13 protein-coding genes and 4 tRNA genes are annotated in these 14,709 nt (G+C 64.4%); 16 read left to right on the forward strand and 1 reads right to left on the reverse strand.

All coding sequences use genetic code 11. The features are described 5' to 3' along the window. The first annotated feature begins 6 nt into the window (after positions 1-6). Positions 7-1,029, forward strand: a complete 1,023-nt coding sequence (locus tag ACFWUP_RS11090; protein WP_379233077.1) for a polyprenyl synthetase family protein — start codon at positions 7-9, stop codon at positions 1,027-1,029. 36 nt (positions 1,030-1,065) lie between these two features. Further along, positions 1,066-1,929, forward strand: a complete 864-nt coding sequence (htpX, locus tag ACFWUP_RS11095) for a zinc metalloprotease HtpX (RefSeq protein ID WP_379233079.1) — start codon at positions 1,066-1,068, stop codon at positions 1,927-1,929. 109 nt (positions 1,930-2,038) lie between these two features. Here the strand turns inward: htpX and ACFWUP_RS11100 are convergent, their stop codons facing one another. Beyond that, positions 2,039-2,530, reverse strand: a complete 492-nt coding sequence (locus tag ACFWUP_RS11100) for a YajQ family cyclic di-GMP-binding protein (RefSeq protein ID WP_266293669.1) — start codon at positions 2,528-2,530, stop codon at positions 2,039-2,041. A 178-nt stretch (positions 2,531-2,708) separates the two neighbouring features. Between ACFWUP_RS11100 and ACFWUP_RS11105 the strand changes: the two genes are divergently transcribed. The 14 genes from ACFWUP_RS11105 to ACFWUP_RS11170 all read left to right on the forward strand — a co-directional run bounded on the left by ACFWUP_RS11105 (position 2,709) and on the right by ACFWUP_RS11170 (position 14,700). Beyond that, positions 2,709-2,791 (forward strand) — tRNA-Tyr (locus ACFWUP_RS11105). Positions 2,792-3,035: 244 nt separating this feature from the next. Then, positions 3,036-3,108: transfer RNA gene (locus ACFWUP_RS11110), tRNA-Thr, on the forward strand. Positions 3,109-3,167: 59 nt separating this feature from the next. After that, positions 3,168-3,243: transfer RNA gene (locus ACFWUP_RS11115), tRNA-Met, on the forward strand. Between the two features lie 36 nt (positions 3,244-3,279). Further along, positions 3,280-3,450 (forward strand): 50S ribosomal protein L33, encoded by a 171-nt coding sequence (rpmG, locus tag ACFWUP_RS11120; protein WP_056814348.1) that lies wholly within the window; start codon positions 3,280-3,282, stop codon positions 3,448-3,450. Between the two features lie 163 nt (positions 3,451-3,613). Beyond that, positions 3,614-4,687, forward strand: a complete 1,074-nt coding sequence (locus ACFWUP_RS11125) for a fused (3R)-hydroxyacyl-ACP dehydratase subunits HadA/HadB (protein ID WP_379233081.1) — start codon at positions 3,614-3,616, stop codon at positions 4,685-4,687. 193 nt (positions 4,688-4,880) lie between these two features. Next, positions 4,881-4,953: transfer RNA gene (locus ACFWUP_RS11130), tRNA-Trp, on the forward strand. Between the two features lie 31 nt (positions 4,954-4,984). After that, the gene (gene secE / locus ACFWUP_RS11135; protein WP_379233083.1) at positions 4,985-5,362 is read left to right on the forward strand and encodes a preprotein translocase subunit SecE; all 378 of its coding nucleotides are present in this window, start codon (positions 4,985-4,987) and stop codon (positions 5,360-5,362) included. Positions 5,363-5,474: 112 nt separating this feature from the next. Next, positions 5,475-6,293 carry a transcription termination/antitermination protein NusG gene (gene nusG, locus ACFWUP_RS11140; protein WP_379233085.1) on the forward strand — a complete coding sequence of 273 codons (819 nt, stop codon included), beginning with the start codon at positions 5,475-5,477 and terminating at the stop codon, positions 6,291-6,293. Positions 6,294-6,507: 214 nt separating this feature from the next. Beyond that, positions 6,508-6,942 (forward strand): 50S ribosomal protein L11, encoded by a 435-nt coding sequence (rplK, locus tag ACFWUP_RS11145; protein ID WP_019049397.1) that lies wholly within the window; start codon positions 6,508-6,510, stop codon positions 6,940-6,942. A 78-nt stretch (positions 6,943-7,020) separates the two neighbouring features. Continuing rightward, entirely contained in the window at positions 7,021-7,734 is a 714-nt protein-coding gene (rplA, locus tag ACFWUP_RS11150) for a 50S ribosomal protein L1 (protein WP_301903705.1), read from the forward strand. Positions 7,735-8,173: 439 nt separating this feature from the next. After that, positions 8,174-8,746, forward strand: coding sequence for a 50S ribosomal protein L10 (gene rplJ / locus ACFWUP_RS11155; RefSeq protein WP_379233087.1), 573 nt, complete (start codon positions 8,174-8,176; stop codon positions 8,744-8,746). 62 nt (positions 8,747-8,808) lie between these two features. Then, the gene (gene rplL / locus ACFWUP_RS11160; RefSeq protein ID WP_379233089.1) at positions 8,809-9,195 is read left to right on the forward strand and encodes a 50S ribosomal protein L7/L12; all 387 of its coding nucleotides are present in this window, start codon (positions 8,809-8,811) and stop codon (positions 9,193-9,195) included. A gap of 231 nt (positions 9,196-9,426) precedes the next feature. After that, complete coding sequence (locus ACFWUP_RS11165) at positions 9,427-10,509, forward strand: ABC transporter ATP-binding protein (protein ID WP_379233091.1); 1,083 nt, start codon at positions 9,427-9,429, stop codon at positions 10,507-10,509. Positions 10,510-11,199: 690 nt separating this feature from the next. Beyond that, positions 11,200-14,700, forward strand: a complete 3,501-nt coding sequence (locus ACFWUP_RS11170) for a DNA-directed RNA polymerase subunit beta (protein ID WP_379233093.1) — start codon at positions 11,200-11,202, stop codon at positions 14,698-14,700. Positions 14,701-14,709 lie beyond the last annotated feature (9 nt).

Genomic DNA, 14,709 nt, shown 5'->3' on the forward strand with positions numbered 1-14,709 from the left:
AAGATAATGAGCACATCGGCTGTGAGCGACGAAAGCACCGTGGTTGCCGGGGTGGATCTCGTCGATCCCGAACTCGCCGTCACCGTGCGCGACGGGCTGGCAGCGGTCGAGAAACTGCTCGTCGACGAACTCTCCGACGGCGAGGATTTCCTCCAGGAGGCGGCCCTGCACCTGGCCAGGGCGGGCGGCAAGCGGTTCCGGCCGCTGTTCACCGTGCTCACCGGTCAGCTCGGCCCCAATCCGACCGACCCGGCGCTGGTCACCGCGGGCACAGTCGTGGAACTGGTGCACCTGGCCACGCTCTATCACGACGACGTCATGGACGAGGCGACCCAGCGTCGCGGCGCGGAGAGCGTCAACTCGCGCTGGGGCAACAACATCGCGATCCTGGCCGGCGACTACCTGTTCGCGCACGCCTCGCGCCTGACCTCCACCCTCGGCCCCGACGCGGTCCGCATCATCGCCGAGACCTTCGCCGAACTGGTCACCGGCCAGATGCGGGAAACCATGGGCGCCAAGCAAACCCAGGATCCCGTCGAGCACTACCTGCGTGTGGTGTGGGAGAAGACCGGTTCGCTGATCGCCGCCGCGGGCCGCTTCGGTGGCACCTTCTCCGGGGCGACCGGCGAGCACGTCGAACGCCTGGCCCGCCTCGGCGACGCCGTCGGCACCGCCTTCCAGATCTCCGACGACATCATCGACATCTCGTCCTCGGCCGAGCAGTCGGGCAAGACGCCGGGCACCGACCTGCGCGAGGGCGTGCACACCCTGCCGGTCCTCTACGCCCTGCGCGAGACCGGCCCCGACGGCGACCGCCTGCGCACCCTGCTCGCCCGCCCGCTGGAAACCGACGCCGAGGTCGACGAGGCACTGGAGCTGCTGCGCCGCTCACCCGGCATGGCGATGGCCAAGGACAAGCTCGCCGAATACGCCGACCTGGCCGACGCCGAACTCGCGTCGTTGCCCGCCGGCCCGGCCAACGACGCCCTCACCCGCCTGGTCCGCTACACCATCGAACGAGTCGGCTAGCCGGAACTAAAGGTCTTCGATTCGCGTTGCTCATTCATGCCCAACGGGATGAAGACCTTCGCCTTGATGGTCGGCATGTCGGCGCTGATCGTCGCCATCGGGGCCATGTTCCGCAGCCCGACGATCCTCATCATCTCGATCGTGCTGGCTGTGGGCATGAACGCCTACGCCTACTTCAACAGCGACAAACTGGCGTTGAAATCGATGCACGCGCAACCGGTGAGCGAACTCGAGGCGCCGGTCATGTACCGGATCGTGCGCGAACTCGCGACCACGGCGCGCCAGCCGATGCCGCGGCTCTACATCAGCCCCACCACCGCCCCGAACGCGTTCGCGACCGGCCGTAATCCGCGCCACGCCGCAGTCTGCTGCACCAGCGGCATTCTGCAACTGCTCGACGAACGTGAGCTGCGCGCGGTGCTCGGCCACGAGCTGTCGCACGTCTACAACCGCGACATCCTGATCTCGTCGGTGGCGGGCGCGATGGCCTCGGTCATCACCGGCTTGGCGAACATGGCGTTCTTCGCGAGCTCGTTCGGCAACCGTGACGGAAACGGCCCGAACATCATCGGTGTGCTGCTGGTCTCCCTGCTCGGCCCGATCGCGGCCGGCCTGATCAAGATGGCCGTCTCGCGATCGCGAGAGTTCCAGGCCGACCAGTCCGGCGCCGAACTCACCGGCGATCCCCTCGCACTGGCCTCGGCCCTACGCAAGATCGAACGCGGCGTCCAGGTGGCCCCGCTCCCACCCGACCCCAAGATCACCAGCGAATCACACCTGATGATCGCCAACCCGTTCCGCGCCGGCGACCGCGTAGCCCGCTGGTACTCCACCCACCCCCCGATGGACGAACGCATCAAGCGCTTGGAGGAAATGGCGGGCGGTACTCACCCGCACTAGCTGGGTTTTCGGCCGCCTCGGATCCGAGGGGCGAGACGTAACGCCGAAGGCGGAGTATCGCCCCTCGGATTCAAGGCACACGGGGCCGAAAACCCCGCGGCACCAGCCGCTATCTATAATTGACGAACTGGAGGGCGATGCCGAAGTCCTCGCCCTTGAGCAGCGAGATCACTTCCTGCAGATCGTCACGCTTCTTGCTGCTCACCCGCAGCTCCTCGCCCTGGATCTGCGCCTTCACGCCCTTGGGGCCCTCGTCGCGGATCTTCTTCGAGATCTTCTTCGCCTTCTCGGTGTCGATGCCCTGCACCAGCGTGCCGGTAATCTTGAACACCTTTCCCGACGGCTGCGCCTCGCCCGCCTCGAACGCCTTGAGCGAGATATCGCGGCGGATCAGCTTCTCCTTGAACACGTCGAGCGCCGCCTGCACCCGCTCCTCGGCATTGGCGGTCAGCACGATGGCCTCCTCGCCCGACCAGGCGATCGAGGCGTCGGTGCCCTTGAAGTCGTAGCGCGAGTTCAGCTCCTTCTCCGCCTGGTGCAGAGCGTTGTCGACCTCCTGCCGATCGACCTTGCTCACGACGTCGAATGACGAATCAGCCACACTGCGCTCCTGTCCTGTGAAGGTCCGGCGAACTCCGGGGCCGGGTGCTACCCCGGCCAACCAGACAGTTGTACCCCCATGGGCGGACAACCGGTGCTCGCAGGGGGTCTGTGCAGGCGTTTTGATAGTCCGGGTACCTACGTTGTAAGCTGCTCAGCGCACCGGAAACGGCGCACACGGCAGATTGCCCGAGCGGCCAATGGGAGCGGACTGTAAATCCGTCGGCTTATGCCTACGTAGGTTCGAATCCTACATCTGCCACCTCGAACCCCCGTCGATCATCAAGATCGGCGGGGGTTCCTTGGTTTACGGACCCGGCTCACTGCGCATCCGGGGTAGCCTCGATAAGAACCACCCGCCCAAGACCGGTTCCAGTGCCGTGAAAACGGCCCTTGAGCTGCCGATTTGGTGCTGTGGGTGCGGAGTGTGTAATCTCGTTCAGGACGCCGGAGCACGGGGTCACGCTGATCGGCTTGCCGATACAGACTCTGTGCCACGTAGTCATGCCCCCTTAGCTCAGTCGGTAGAGCGTTTCCATGGTAAGGAAAAGGTCAACGGTTCGATTCCGTTAGGGGGCTCGCCGGATTGCCGGTGGTGAGCGGCTAACCGCGGCATCATCGGGATATTAGTCCGCCGTGGCGGTGTAGCTCAGTTGGTAGAGCAAACGACTCATAATCGTTGTGTCGCCGGTTCAAGTCCGGCCATCGCTACCAATTTCAACTCAGCCCAGACCGGAAAGAAGGCAAATCGTGGCCGCGAAGTCCACCGATGTCCGGCCAAAGATCACCTTGGCCTGCGACGAGTGCAAGCACCGCAACTACATCACCAAGAAGAACCGGCGTAACGACCCGGATCGCCTCGAGCTCAAGAAGTTCTGCCCGAACTGCGGAACTCACCGGGCGCACCGCGAGTCGCGCTAGTTTCTGAAAACATCTGCCGAAGGCCGGACGAGAGTCCGGCCTTTGTGCTTTTCCGGGGAAGTTCGCCCACTGTTCGGGGCCGATACAGTACCCGGACGCGCCACGTTTTACACCGGTCGACGTCGGTGCTGTCTTACAGGTGAGTAAGGTCCACGATGTGACAGTGAACACCGGAACTCACGAAGCGGACTCTGCCGCAGCCGCCGAATCCTTCGATCCCGCCGCCCACGCGGCCTCGATGGTCGGCCACCACTACCGCGTCGACGACTACTACGAGGTCGGTCGCGAGAAGGTGCGCGAATACGCCCGTGCCGTGCAGGACTACCACCCGGTGCACTGGGAAGAGGACATCGCGCGCGAATACGGCCATCAGGGCCTGCTCGCCCCGCTCACCTTCATTTCCCTGGTCGGCATTCTCGCCCAGCGCAAACTCTTCGAACAGATCGTGACCGGGTACGACCTGAGTCAGATCATGCAGACCGATCAGATCCTGGAATTCCACCGCCCGATCCGGGTCGGCGACCGGTTGACCTGTGATGTGTATCTGCATTCGTTCCGCCAGGCCTTCGGCGGCGACATCATCGTGACGAAGAACATCGTCACCGCCCAGGACGACGAGTTGGTGCTCACCACCTACACCACCCTTATCGGCCGCAGCGGCGGTGATATCGATCCTCGGATGTCGGAGGCGGTGCGCAATGTGCTCATGCACGGACTCGGCGAGGAAGAGCCCGCCCACCACGCGCCGTCCGAGCTCGGAACCGAGATCACCCCCGACCCGATCACCAAGCAGCCTGCGCCGACGTTCAGCGAGCACGCTCTGTCCTTCGACAGTGTCTCGGAGGGCGACGAGCTGCCCGCCCGCGTGGTGCGACTCACCCGCGGCGACCTGGTCAACTACGCGGGCGTCTCCGGCGACGCGAACCCCATCCACTGGAGCGACGAGGTCGTGAAGCTGGTCGGCCTGGACAACGTGGTCGCGCACGGCATGCTCACGATGGGTCTCGGCGGCGGTTTCGTCACCTCGTGGCTGGGCGATCCGGGCGCGGTGAAGGAATACAACGTGCGCTTCACCAGCCCGGTCTACGTCGGTTCCGACGTGCCGGCCGAGGTCGAATACACCGGCAAGGTGAAATCGGTCGATCCGCAGACGCGTACGGCGGTGGTCGCCATCACGGCGAAGTCGGCGGGCAAAAAGATCTTCGGCCGTGCCACAGCAACCGTCCAGCTGTCCTGACCTGGTCGAGTGCCCCGGATTGGCGATAACCGCGCGCGGTGACGTATAGTCGGGACTCTGGGGTCACGAGATGCTGCGCGCTGATCTTCCCGAGGGTCTAATCCTCATGGAAGCGGCGCGCGTGTTGTGTGACACTAGGGACAACCGAATATCGAATGTGGTTGGGCACTACAGCTCAGGCTGGTCCAACCGAAGGGGCGTAGCTCAATTGGCAGAGCAGCGGTCTCCAAAACCGCAGGTTGCAGGTTCAAGTCCTGTCGCCCCTGCCCTAGATGCCAGCGACGAGAGAGGATCGACGTGAGCGACGAGCGGGATACTCGCGAAGACGGCGAGGACACCGCCGCGGCCACTCGACCGAGTGGCAAGCGGTCTGCTCGTCGTGTGCGCGCGTCGGATGTTCCGGCAGACACCGGATCGGTGGCCACGCTCGATCGGCCGTCGGCCTCGCGCAAGGCGGACAAGACTGCCGGTAAGGCCAAGTCGGGTAATCCGTTCAAGCGGTTGATCAAGTTCCTGCGAGAGGTCATCGCGGAACTGCGCAAGGTGATCTGGCCCAACCGGAAGCAGATGGCCACCTATACGGCCGTCGTTCTGGTGTTCGTGGTCTTCATGGTCGCGTTCATCGCCGGGATCGACGCAGCGTTCATCAAGGGCGTCGACTGGCTGTTCGGCTGATCGCCGACAACCACGCCGGTGGCCGATCACGGGTCGCCAGCGGCGGAGTGCGCCACCGCGCACCCGACCAGCCCAGAAGATGTACGTGACGACACAGGAAGCGAGTGCCTCAGTGAGCACCCCGGAGAACGACACCAACGACGAGTTCCCGGTTGACGACACTGTCGTGGCGGAAACCGCCACCGACGAGGTCGAGGCCGCCGAGCTCGCCGACGACGAAGCCGCTGCCGACGAGGTTGTCGTCGACGAAGCCGTGATCGACGAAGTCGCCACCGAGGAAGACCCCGAGGCCGACCCGATCGAGTCGATGAAGACCAAGCTGCGCCGCGTGCCCGGCGACTGGTATGTCGTGCACTCCTACGCCGGCTACGAGAACAAGGTCAAGACCAATCTCGAGACCCGCGTGCAGAACCTCGGTCTCGAGGACTACATCTTCCAGGTCGAGGTGCCGACCGAAGAGGTCACCGAGATCAAGAACGGCCAGAAGAAGAACGTCAACCGCAAGGTTCTGCCGGGCTACATCCTGGTCCGGATGGAACTGAACAATGAGTCGTGGGGCGCGGTGCGCAACACCCCCGGCGTCACCGGTTTCGTCGGGATGACCGGCGGTGGCCCCGGCGCCAAGCCGACCCCGCTGACCATCAACGAGGTCGTGAAGTTCCTGGTCCCGGCCGGTGCGCAGGCGCAGAAGAAGGCCGCAGCGGCCGCTGCCGGTGGGTCGGATGCCGGTAGCTCGGCTTCGGGCAAGCCCACCATCGAGGTCGACTTCGAGGTCGGCGAGTCGGTCACCGTCATGGACGGCCCGTTCGCCACGCTGCCCGCGTCGATCTCCGAGGTCAACGCCGAGCAGCAGAAGCTCAAGGTGCTCGTCTCGATCTTCGGTCGCGAGACCCCGGTCGAGCTGAATTTCACCCAGGTCTCCAAGATCTAAAGTTTCCCGCTTTCGCAAACGGCACCGCTCATCGGCGGTGCCGTTTCGCGTTTGTGCTGGTCGCCACCCGATTGTCTTGCGGTGTTGCTTGTCAAGTAGAGTGTGATGGTTCGTGTTCTGACTTCCCCGCATACCTGTCGGGGCCGAGTCGTGCGCGGATACGAGGCTTACGGCAACCGTAAGGAACCGAACCCCAGAAAGCCAAGGAAGAAAGATGCCCCCCAAGAAGAAGAAGCTCGCCGGGATCATCAAGCTGCAGATCCAGGCCGGCGCAGCCAACCCGGCACCGCCGGTCGGCCCCGCGCTCGGTCAGCACGGCGTCAACATCATGGAGTTCTGCAAGGCGTACAACGCCGCGACCGAGTCGCAGCGTGGCAACGTCATCCCGGTCGAGATCTCGGTGTACGAGGACCGGACGTTCGACTTCAAGCTGAAGACCCCGCCTGCCGCGCGTCTGCTGCTCAAGGCCGCCGGTGTGCAGAAGGGCTCCGCTGAGCCGCACAAGACCAAGGTCGCCAAGGTCACCATGGACCAGGTCCGTGAGATCGCGAAGACCAAGGCCGAGGATCTCAACGCCACCGATCTCGATCAGGCCGCGAAGATCATCGCCGGTACCGCGCGTTCGATGGGTATCACCGTCGAAGGCTGAGCGAATCTCGCTCCATGTGGGAGGGCCGGCCAGGCCCGACAACCACATCTGAACTCGAAACTTTAAGGACAGAAAATCATGGCAAAACGAAGCAAGGCGTACCTCGCCGCTGCTGAGAAGGTCGATCGCGACAACCTGTACTCCCCGCTGGCCGCCGCGCGCCTGGCGAAGGAGACCGCGACCACCAAGACCGACGCGACCGTCGAGGTCGCCGTCCGTCTCGGCGTGGATCCCCGCAAGGCCGACCAGATGGTCCGTGGCACCGTCAACCTGCCGCACGGCACCGGTAAGACCGCCCGCGTCATCGTGTTCGCCGCCGGCGAGAAGGCCTCCGAGGCCGAGGCCGCAGGCGCCGACGCCGTGGGCGCCGAGGACCTGATCGAGCGGATTCAGGGCGGCTGGCTCGACTTCGACGCCGCGATCGCCACTCCGGATCAGATGGCCAAGGTCGGCCGCATCGCGCGTGTCCTCGGCCCGCGTGGTCTGATGCCGAACCCGAAGACGGGCACCGTCACCAACGATGTGACCAAGGCCGTCAACGAGATCAAGGGCGGCAAGATCAACTTCCGCGTCGACAAGCAGGCCAACCTGCACTTCGTCATCGGCAAGGCGTCCTTCGACGATGCCAAGCTGGTGGAGAACTACGGCGCCGCGCTGGACGAGATCCTGCGTGTGAAGCCGTCGACCGCCAAGGGTCGCTACGTCAAGAAGATCACGGTTTCGACGAACACCGGACCGGGCATCCCGGTGGACCCGAACCGCACCCGCAACCTCCTCGACGAGGATGCGTGAGCTTCGGCTGACCGCTAGCTCCTAGAGCAACCGCGAGGGTGGGAACGCACTGTGCGTTCCCGCCCTCGCGGCGTTCAGCGGCCTTGTCCGGCAAGCTGATTCGGCTCACGCTCGCGACCCGTTCGTCTTCCGGCGCTCGGCCGCGCTGACCCGTTTTGTGGATTACATGCGCGGTATGTAGACTGGACAACGGTCATGCGGGATGTGCATACATTCTCGAAGACCACACCCATTCGTTCTACCGAAGACCGTTGGTCGTTGATGCCGTTTCACGGTGTCGATCGAAGGTCCGGCGACATTGCCGGCGACCCACGCAGGGAGAGCTGAGGCCGAAATTATTTTGCGCCCCGGTACGCCTTGCGTCCGGGGCGTTCGTTTTGTCGCCGGCCCCTGATTCGGTAGTGCACCAACGAAACCGACATCAGAGAGGAGGCGAAGTATGGCGAAACCTGAAAAGGTCACCGCTGTCGCGGAGATCGCGGAGCAGTTCAAGAACTCCACGGCCACTGTTGTCACGGAATACCGTGGCCTGTCGGTCGGCAAGCTCACCGAGCTGCGTCGTGCGCTCGGCGCCGACGCCACGTACTCCGTCGCCAAGAACACCCTGGTCAAGATCGCTGCCGGCGAAGCCGGTGTGGCGGGTCTGGACGAGCTGTTCGTCGGCCCGACCGCCATCACCTTCATCAAGGGTGAGCCGGTCGATGCCGCCAAGGCGCTCAAGCAGTTCGCCAAGGACAACAAGTCCCTGGTCATCAAGGGCGGATACATGGACGGCCGCGCGCTGTCCGTGTCCGAGGTCGAGCAGATCGCTGATCTCGACTCGCGTGAGGTGCTGCTGTCCAAGCTGGCCGGTGCGTTCAAGGCCAAGCCGTCGCAGGCTGCCGCCCTGTTCGCCGCTCCCGCTTCGCAGGTCGCCCGGCTCGCCCAGGCCCTGCTCGAGAAGCGTACGAGTGCCGAAGGCGCCCCCGCTGCTGCTGCCGATGAGGCACCCGCGGCCGACGCCGCCGAATAAGACATCTATTACCCGCTTCGCGGTGCGTATGCGCCGCGAGGTACACCACGAAAGGAACCACCATGGCCAAGCTGAGCACCGAAGAACTGATCGGCGCCTTCAAGGAGCTGACCCTGCTCGAGCTCTCTGAGTTCGTCAAGGTTTTCGAGGAGACCTTCGACGTCACCGCTGCCGCCCCGGCCGCGATCGTCCAGGCCGGCCCCGGTGCCGCCGCTGCCGACGCCGCTGAGGAGCAGGACGAGTTCGACGTCATCCTCGAGGGTGCCGGCGACAAGAAGATCCAGGTCATCAAGGTGGTCCGTGAGATCGTCTCGGGCCTGGGCCTGAAGGAAGCCAAGGACCTGGTCGAGGGTGCCCCGAAGCCGATCCTGGAGAAGGTCGCCAAGGACGCCGCCGAGGCTGCCAAGGCCAAGCTCGAAGAGGCCGGCGCCAAGGTTTCCGTCAAGTAATTCGGAACCTGTGCTTTTGTGAACGGGCGGTCCTCGCGGGCCGCCCGTTTGCTATTTGTCCCGGACATGCGAAAGTGTTCCGGGTTGTGGGAACCGCCGCAGGTTACTCTTCAGTCATGTAGGGGTGTGCCCCGTCTCACTGATGGGTTACAGTGACCGGACCCACAGAGTCGTGGTGCGCCGCCGTGATGTGAGCGCGCGGTAACGCGGGTGGGGTGCTCGCAGGGATCAATGGAGGTAGCAGTGGGCGTCGAGGTCAGGACCGAGGGAGTAACAAAATCCTTCGGTTCACAGCGAATTTGGCAGGACGTGTCGATCACGCTCCCTTCGGGTGAGGTGAGCGCGTTGCTCGGCCCTTCGGGTACGGGTAAGTCGGTGTTCCTGAAGTCGCTCATCGGTCTGCTGCGGCCCGAGCGCGGGTCCATCTTCATCGATGGCACCGATATCACGACATGCTCCAACAAGGAGCTCTACGAGATCCGCAAACTGTTCGGCGTCCTTTTCCAGGACGGCGCGCTGTTCGGCTCGATGAACCTGTACGACAACATCGCCTTCCCGCTTCGTGAGCACACGAAGAAGACGGAATCCGAGATCCGTCGCGTGGTCATGGAGAAGCTCGAGCTGACCGGTCTGCTCGGCGCCGAGAACAAGCTGCCCGGCGAGATCTCCGGTGGTATGCGCAAGCGCGCCGGTCTGGCCCGCGCGCTGGTCCTCGACCCGCAGATCATCCTCGTCGACGAGCCCGACTCGGGCCTGGACCCCGTGCGTACCTCGTACCTGGCGCAGCTGCTGCTCAACATCAACGCCCAGATCGACGCCACGATCCTGATCGTGACGCACAACATCAACCTGGCCCGTACCGTGCCGGACAACATCGGCATGCTCTTCCGCCGCAACCTGGTGATGTTCGGCCCCCGTGAGGTGCTGCTCACCAGCGAGGAGCCGGTGGTCAAGCAGTTCCTCAACGGTCGGATGATCGGCCCGATCGGAATGTCGGAGGAGAAGGACGAGGCGCAGATGGCGCGCGAGCAGGCGCTCGTCGACGCCGGTCACCACCACGGTGGCGCCGAGGAGATCGACGGCATCATCCCGCAGATGAAGGCCGAGCCGGGCATGCCCGCCCGCCAGGCTGTGTTCCGTCGCCAGGCGCGGGTGCGCGAGATCATCCACACGCTGCCGCACGCGGCGCAGGTGGCGATCCGCGAGTCGCTCGATTCCACCGACAACGACACCCAGGTGATGGCGAACTACGGTGGCAGCGATCAGCCCACCGAAACGTTCAAGACCGTTCCGCACGGCCAGATCAACGGCTGAGCGACTTTTACGCCTCGGATGAGCCTCGGCCTACGGCCGGGGCTCTTCTGCGTGACAGGGCGGAAAACAGTTGCCGACCGGCCGTCAGCGGGCTGGCGCGCACGGCGTGTCGCGAGTAAAATGACCGCGGCGCGGGACGGGGATTCCCAGCGCGCCAGGCGATCTCGCATCGGGAACAGACCTACCCGCGCCACTTGACGAGGCGCCCGCGAACCGTCACCCTTGTCTCAACAGCGTGAGCTGTTGAGGGGCACCAGCGCCAGTGATATCCAAGGGCCAGCGCCAGCTGAAGGTGGACTCAGCGCCAGTTGAATAGAGGGCTCAGCGCCAACTGAGGGTGGACCCAGCGCGAGCTGATGGTGGACTCGGGTGCTTACTGAACGGTCGGCTCGGGGGGCGGCCAGCAGGGCGCAGGGCGGTGAGGAATCCCGACGCGGCCAGCGTTCAGGGTTCGGCGCGTTATCCCGTGCGAGCGGTCACACGGATGGTATGTTGACACTCCCTTGTCTAGGGGTGTAAGTTTGGACGTTGCGCTGGCTGCCTCCTGTCCACACCTTGATTCGCACACGAAAGTTCCACCCTTCCGGTGTTACTTCCGCTGCTGCTTGTTCTGGTTTCGATCGGGTGCGTAACCAGCGGAACTCGTAGCAGACAAGCGACGGTCGCGGACCACCACGCGACGCGCGTGAGGTGCTGGAAGGACGCATCTTGGCAGTCTCCACCCAGACCAAGGCTGGTATCCCCGGAGCCCCGTTGAGGGTTTCATTCGCGAAGATCCGAGAGCCCCTCGAGGTGCCCGGACTTCTCGACCTACAAACGGACTCGTTCGCCTGGCTGGTCGGTACACCCGACTGGCGTGAGAAGGCAGCCGCTCGCGGCGACGTCGGTCTCGCAGGCGGCCTCGAGGAGGTGCTCGAAGAGCTCTCGCCGATCGAGGACTTCTCCGGTTCCATGTCCCTGTCGTTCTCTGATCCGCGCTTCGAAGAGGTCAAGGCCTCCATCGATGAGTGCAAAGAGAAGGACATGACCTACGCGGCGCCGTTGTTCGTCACCGCGGAGTTCATCAACAACAACACCGGCGAGATCAAGAGCCAGACGGTGTTCATGGGCGATTTCCCCATGATGACCGACAAGGGCACCTTCATCATCAACGGCACCGAGCGTGTCGTCGTCTCGCAGCTGGTCCGCTCCCCGGGCGTCTACTTCGATCACAACATCGACAAGACCACCGAGAAGGACCTGCACAGCGTCCGGGTTATCCCGTCGCGTGGTGCGTGGCTCGAGTTCGACGTCGACAAGCGCGACACCGTCGGTGTCCGTATCGACCGCAAGCGCCGGCAGCCGGTCACCGTGCTGCTCAAGGCGCTGGGTTGGACGACCGAGGAGATCGTCGAGCGTTTCGGCTTCTCCGAGATCATGATGTCCACCCTGGAGAAGGACAGCACGCCCGGCCAGGACGAGGCGCTGCTCGACATCTACCGCAAGCTGCGTCCGGGCGAGCCGCCGACCAAGGAGTCCGCGCAGACTCTGCTGGAGAACCTGTTCTTCAAGGAGAAGCGCTACGACCTGGCCCGCGTCGGTCGCTACAAGATCAACAAGAAGCTCGGCATCCACGTGCACGAGCCGGTGACCTCCTCGGTTCTCACCAAGGAAGACATCGTCGACACCATCGAGTACCTGGTGCGTCTGCACGCCGGTGACCGCACGATGACCGCCCCCGGCGGTGAAGAGGTCCCCGTCGAGATCGACGACATCGACCACTTCGGTAACCGTCGTCTGCGCACCGTCGGTGAGCTCATCCAGAACCAGATCCGCGTGGGCCTGTCCCGCATGGAGCGTGTCGTTCGTGAGCGGATGACGACTCAGGACGTCGAGGCGATCACGCCGCAGACCCTGATCAACATCCGCCCGGTCGTCGCGGCGATCAAGGAGTTCTTCGGAACTTCGCAGCTGTCGCAGTTCATGGACCAGAACAACCCGCTGTCGGGTCTGACCCACAAGCGCCGCCTGTCGGCGCTTGGCCCCGGTGGTCTGTCCCGTGAGCGTGCCGGTCTGGAAGTTCGTGACGTCCACCCGTCGCACTACGGCCGCATGTGCCCGATCGAGACCCCGGAAGGCCCGAACATCGGCCTGATCGGTTCGCTGTCGGTGTACGCGCGGGTCAACCCGTTCGGCTTCATCGAGACGCCGTACCAGAAGGTTGTCGACGGCAAGGTCACCGACGTGGTCAAGTACCTGACCGCCGACGAGGAAGACCGCTACGTTCGCGCGCAGGCCAACTCCCCGGTCGACGCCGAAGGTCGCTTCCTCGAGGAGAAGGTGCTCGTTCGCCGTCAGGGCGAAGAGGTCGAGTTCGTGTCGCCGGCGCAGGTCGACTTCATGGACATCTCGCCGCGCCAGATGGTGTCGGTCGCGACGGCCATGATCCCGTTCCTCGAGCACGACGATGCCAACCGTGCCCTCATGGGTGCGAACATGCAGCGTCAGGCCGTGCCGCTGATCCGTTCCGAGTCCCCGATCGTGGGCACCGGCATGGAGCTGCGCGCAGCCGTCGACGCGGGCGACGTCGTGATCAACGAGAAGCCCGGTGTGGTCGAAGAGGTCTCGGCCGATTACGTCACCGTGATGGCCGACGACGGCAGCCGCAAGTCCTACCGGATGCGCAAGTTCAACCGGTCGAACCAGGGCACCTGCTCGAACCAGCGTCCGATCGTGGACGAGGGCGATCGGGTGGAGAAGGGGCAGGTCCTCGCGGACGGCCCCTGCACCGAGAACGGTGAGATGGCGCTGGGCAAGAACTTGCTCGTCGCGATCATGCCGTGGGAAGGCCACAACTACGAGGACGCGATCATCCTGTCGCAGCGCCTCGTGGAAGAGGACGTTCTCACCTCGATCCACATCGAAGAGCACGAGATCGATGCCCGCGACACCAAGCTCGGTGCCGAGGAGATCACTCGCGATATCCCGAACGTCTCCGACGAGGTCCTCGCCGACCTCGACGAGCGCGGCATCATCCGCATCGGTGCCGAGGTTCGCGACGGCGACATCCTGGTCGGCAAGGTCACGCCCAAGGGCGAGACCGAGCTCACCCCGGAAGAGCGTCTGCTGCGTGCCATCTTCGGTGAGAAGGCTCGCGAAGTTCGCGACACCTCGCTCAAGGTGCCCCACGGTGAGTCCGGCAAGGTCATCGGCATTCGCGTGTTCTCGCGTGAGGACGACGACGATCTGCCTCCCGGCGTGAACGAGCTGGTCCGCGTCTACGTGGCCCAGAAGCGCAAGATCCAGGACGGCGACAAGCTCGCCGGTCGCCACGGCAACAAGGGCGTCATCGGCAAGATCCTCCCCATCGAGGACATGCCGTTCATGCCCGACGGCACGCCGGTCGACATCATCCTGAACACCCACGGTGTGCCCCGTCGTATGAACATCGGCCAGATCCTGGAAACCCATCTCGGGTGGATCGGTAAGGCCGGCTGGAACATCGACGTGGCCGCGGACGGCACCCGTCCCGAATGGGCAGCCACGCTGCCCGAGGAGATGCTGGCCGCGCCGGCCGACTCGAACATCGCCACGCCCGTCTTCGACGGTGCCAAGGATGACGAGCTGACCGGTCTGCTGGGTTCGACCCTGCCCAACCGTGACGGTGAGCGGATGGTCAACGCCGACGGCAAGTCGACGCTGTTCGACGGTCGTTCGGGTGAGCCGTTCCCGTACCCGGTCGCGGTCGGTTACATGTACATCCTGAAGCTGCACCACCTGGTCGACGACAAGATCCACGCCCGTTCGACCGGTCCGTACTCGATGATCACCCAGCAGCCGCTGGGTGGTAAGGCGCAGTTCGGTGGTCAGCGTTTCGGTGAGATGGAGTGCTGGGCCATGCAGGCCTACGGCGCGGCGTACACGCTGCAGGAACTCCTGACCATCAAGTCCGACGACGTGGTCGGCCGCGTGAAGGTCTACGAGGCCATCGTCAAGGGCGAGAACATTCCGGAGCCGGGCATTCCGGAGTCGTTCAAGGTGCTCCTCAAGGAACTCCAGTCGCTGTGCCTCAATGTCGAGGTGCTGTCTTCGGACGGCGCCGCGATCGAGATGGGCGGCGGCGAAGACGAGGATCTGGAGCGCGCGGCCGCGAACCTGGGCATCAACCTGTCCAGGAACGAAGCCGCAACCATCGACGATCTGGCGAACTAGGTGGTAAGC

The organism is Nocardia sp. NPDC058658, assembly GCF_042716665.1.
GTDB lineage: Bacteria > Actinomycetota > Actinomycetes > Mycobacteriales > Mycobacteriaceae > Nocardia.

Excerpts from the sequence above, each read along its gene's own strand:
- ACFWUP_RS11090 (WP_379233077.1), top strand. The coding sequence starts at position 7 with ATGAGCACATCGGCTGTGAGCGACGAAAGCACCGTGGTTGCCGGGGTG.
- htpX (WP_379233079.1), top strand. The coding sequence starts at position 1,066 with ATGCCCAACGGGATGAAGACCTTCGCCTTGATGGTCGGCATGTCGGCG.
- rplK (WP_019049397.1), top strand. The coding sequence starts at position 6,508 with ATGCCCCCCAAGAAGAAGAAGCTCGCCGGGATCATCAAGCTGCAGATC.
- rplA (WP_301903705.1), top strand. The coding sequence starts at position 7,021 with ATGGCAAAACGAAGCAAGGCGTACCTCGCCGCTGCTGAGAAGGTCGAT.
- rplJ (WP_379233087.1), top strand. The coding sequence starts at position 8,174 with ATGGCGAAACCTGAAAAGGTCACCGCTGTCGCGGAGATCGCGGAGCAG.
- rplL (WP_379233089.1), top strand. The coding sequence starts at position 8,809 with ATGGCCAAGCTGAGCACCGAAGAACTGATCGGCGCCTTCAAGGAGCTG.
- ACFWUP_RS11165 (WP_379233091.1), top strand. The coding sequence starts at position 9,427 with ATGGAGGTAGCAGTGGGCGTCGAGGTCAGGACCGAGGGAGTAACAAAA.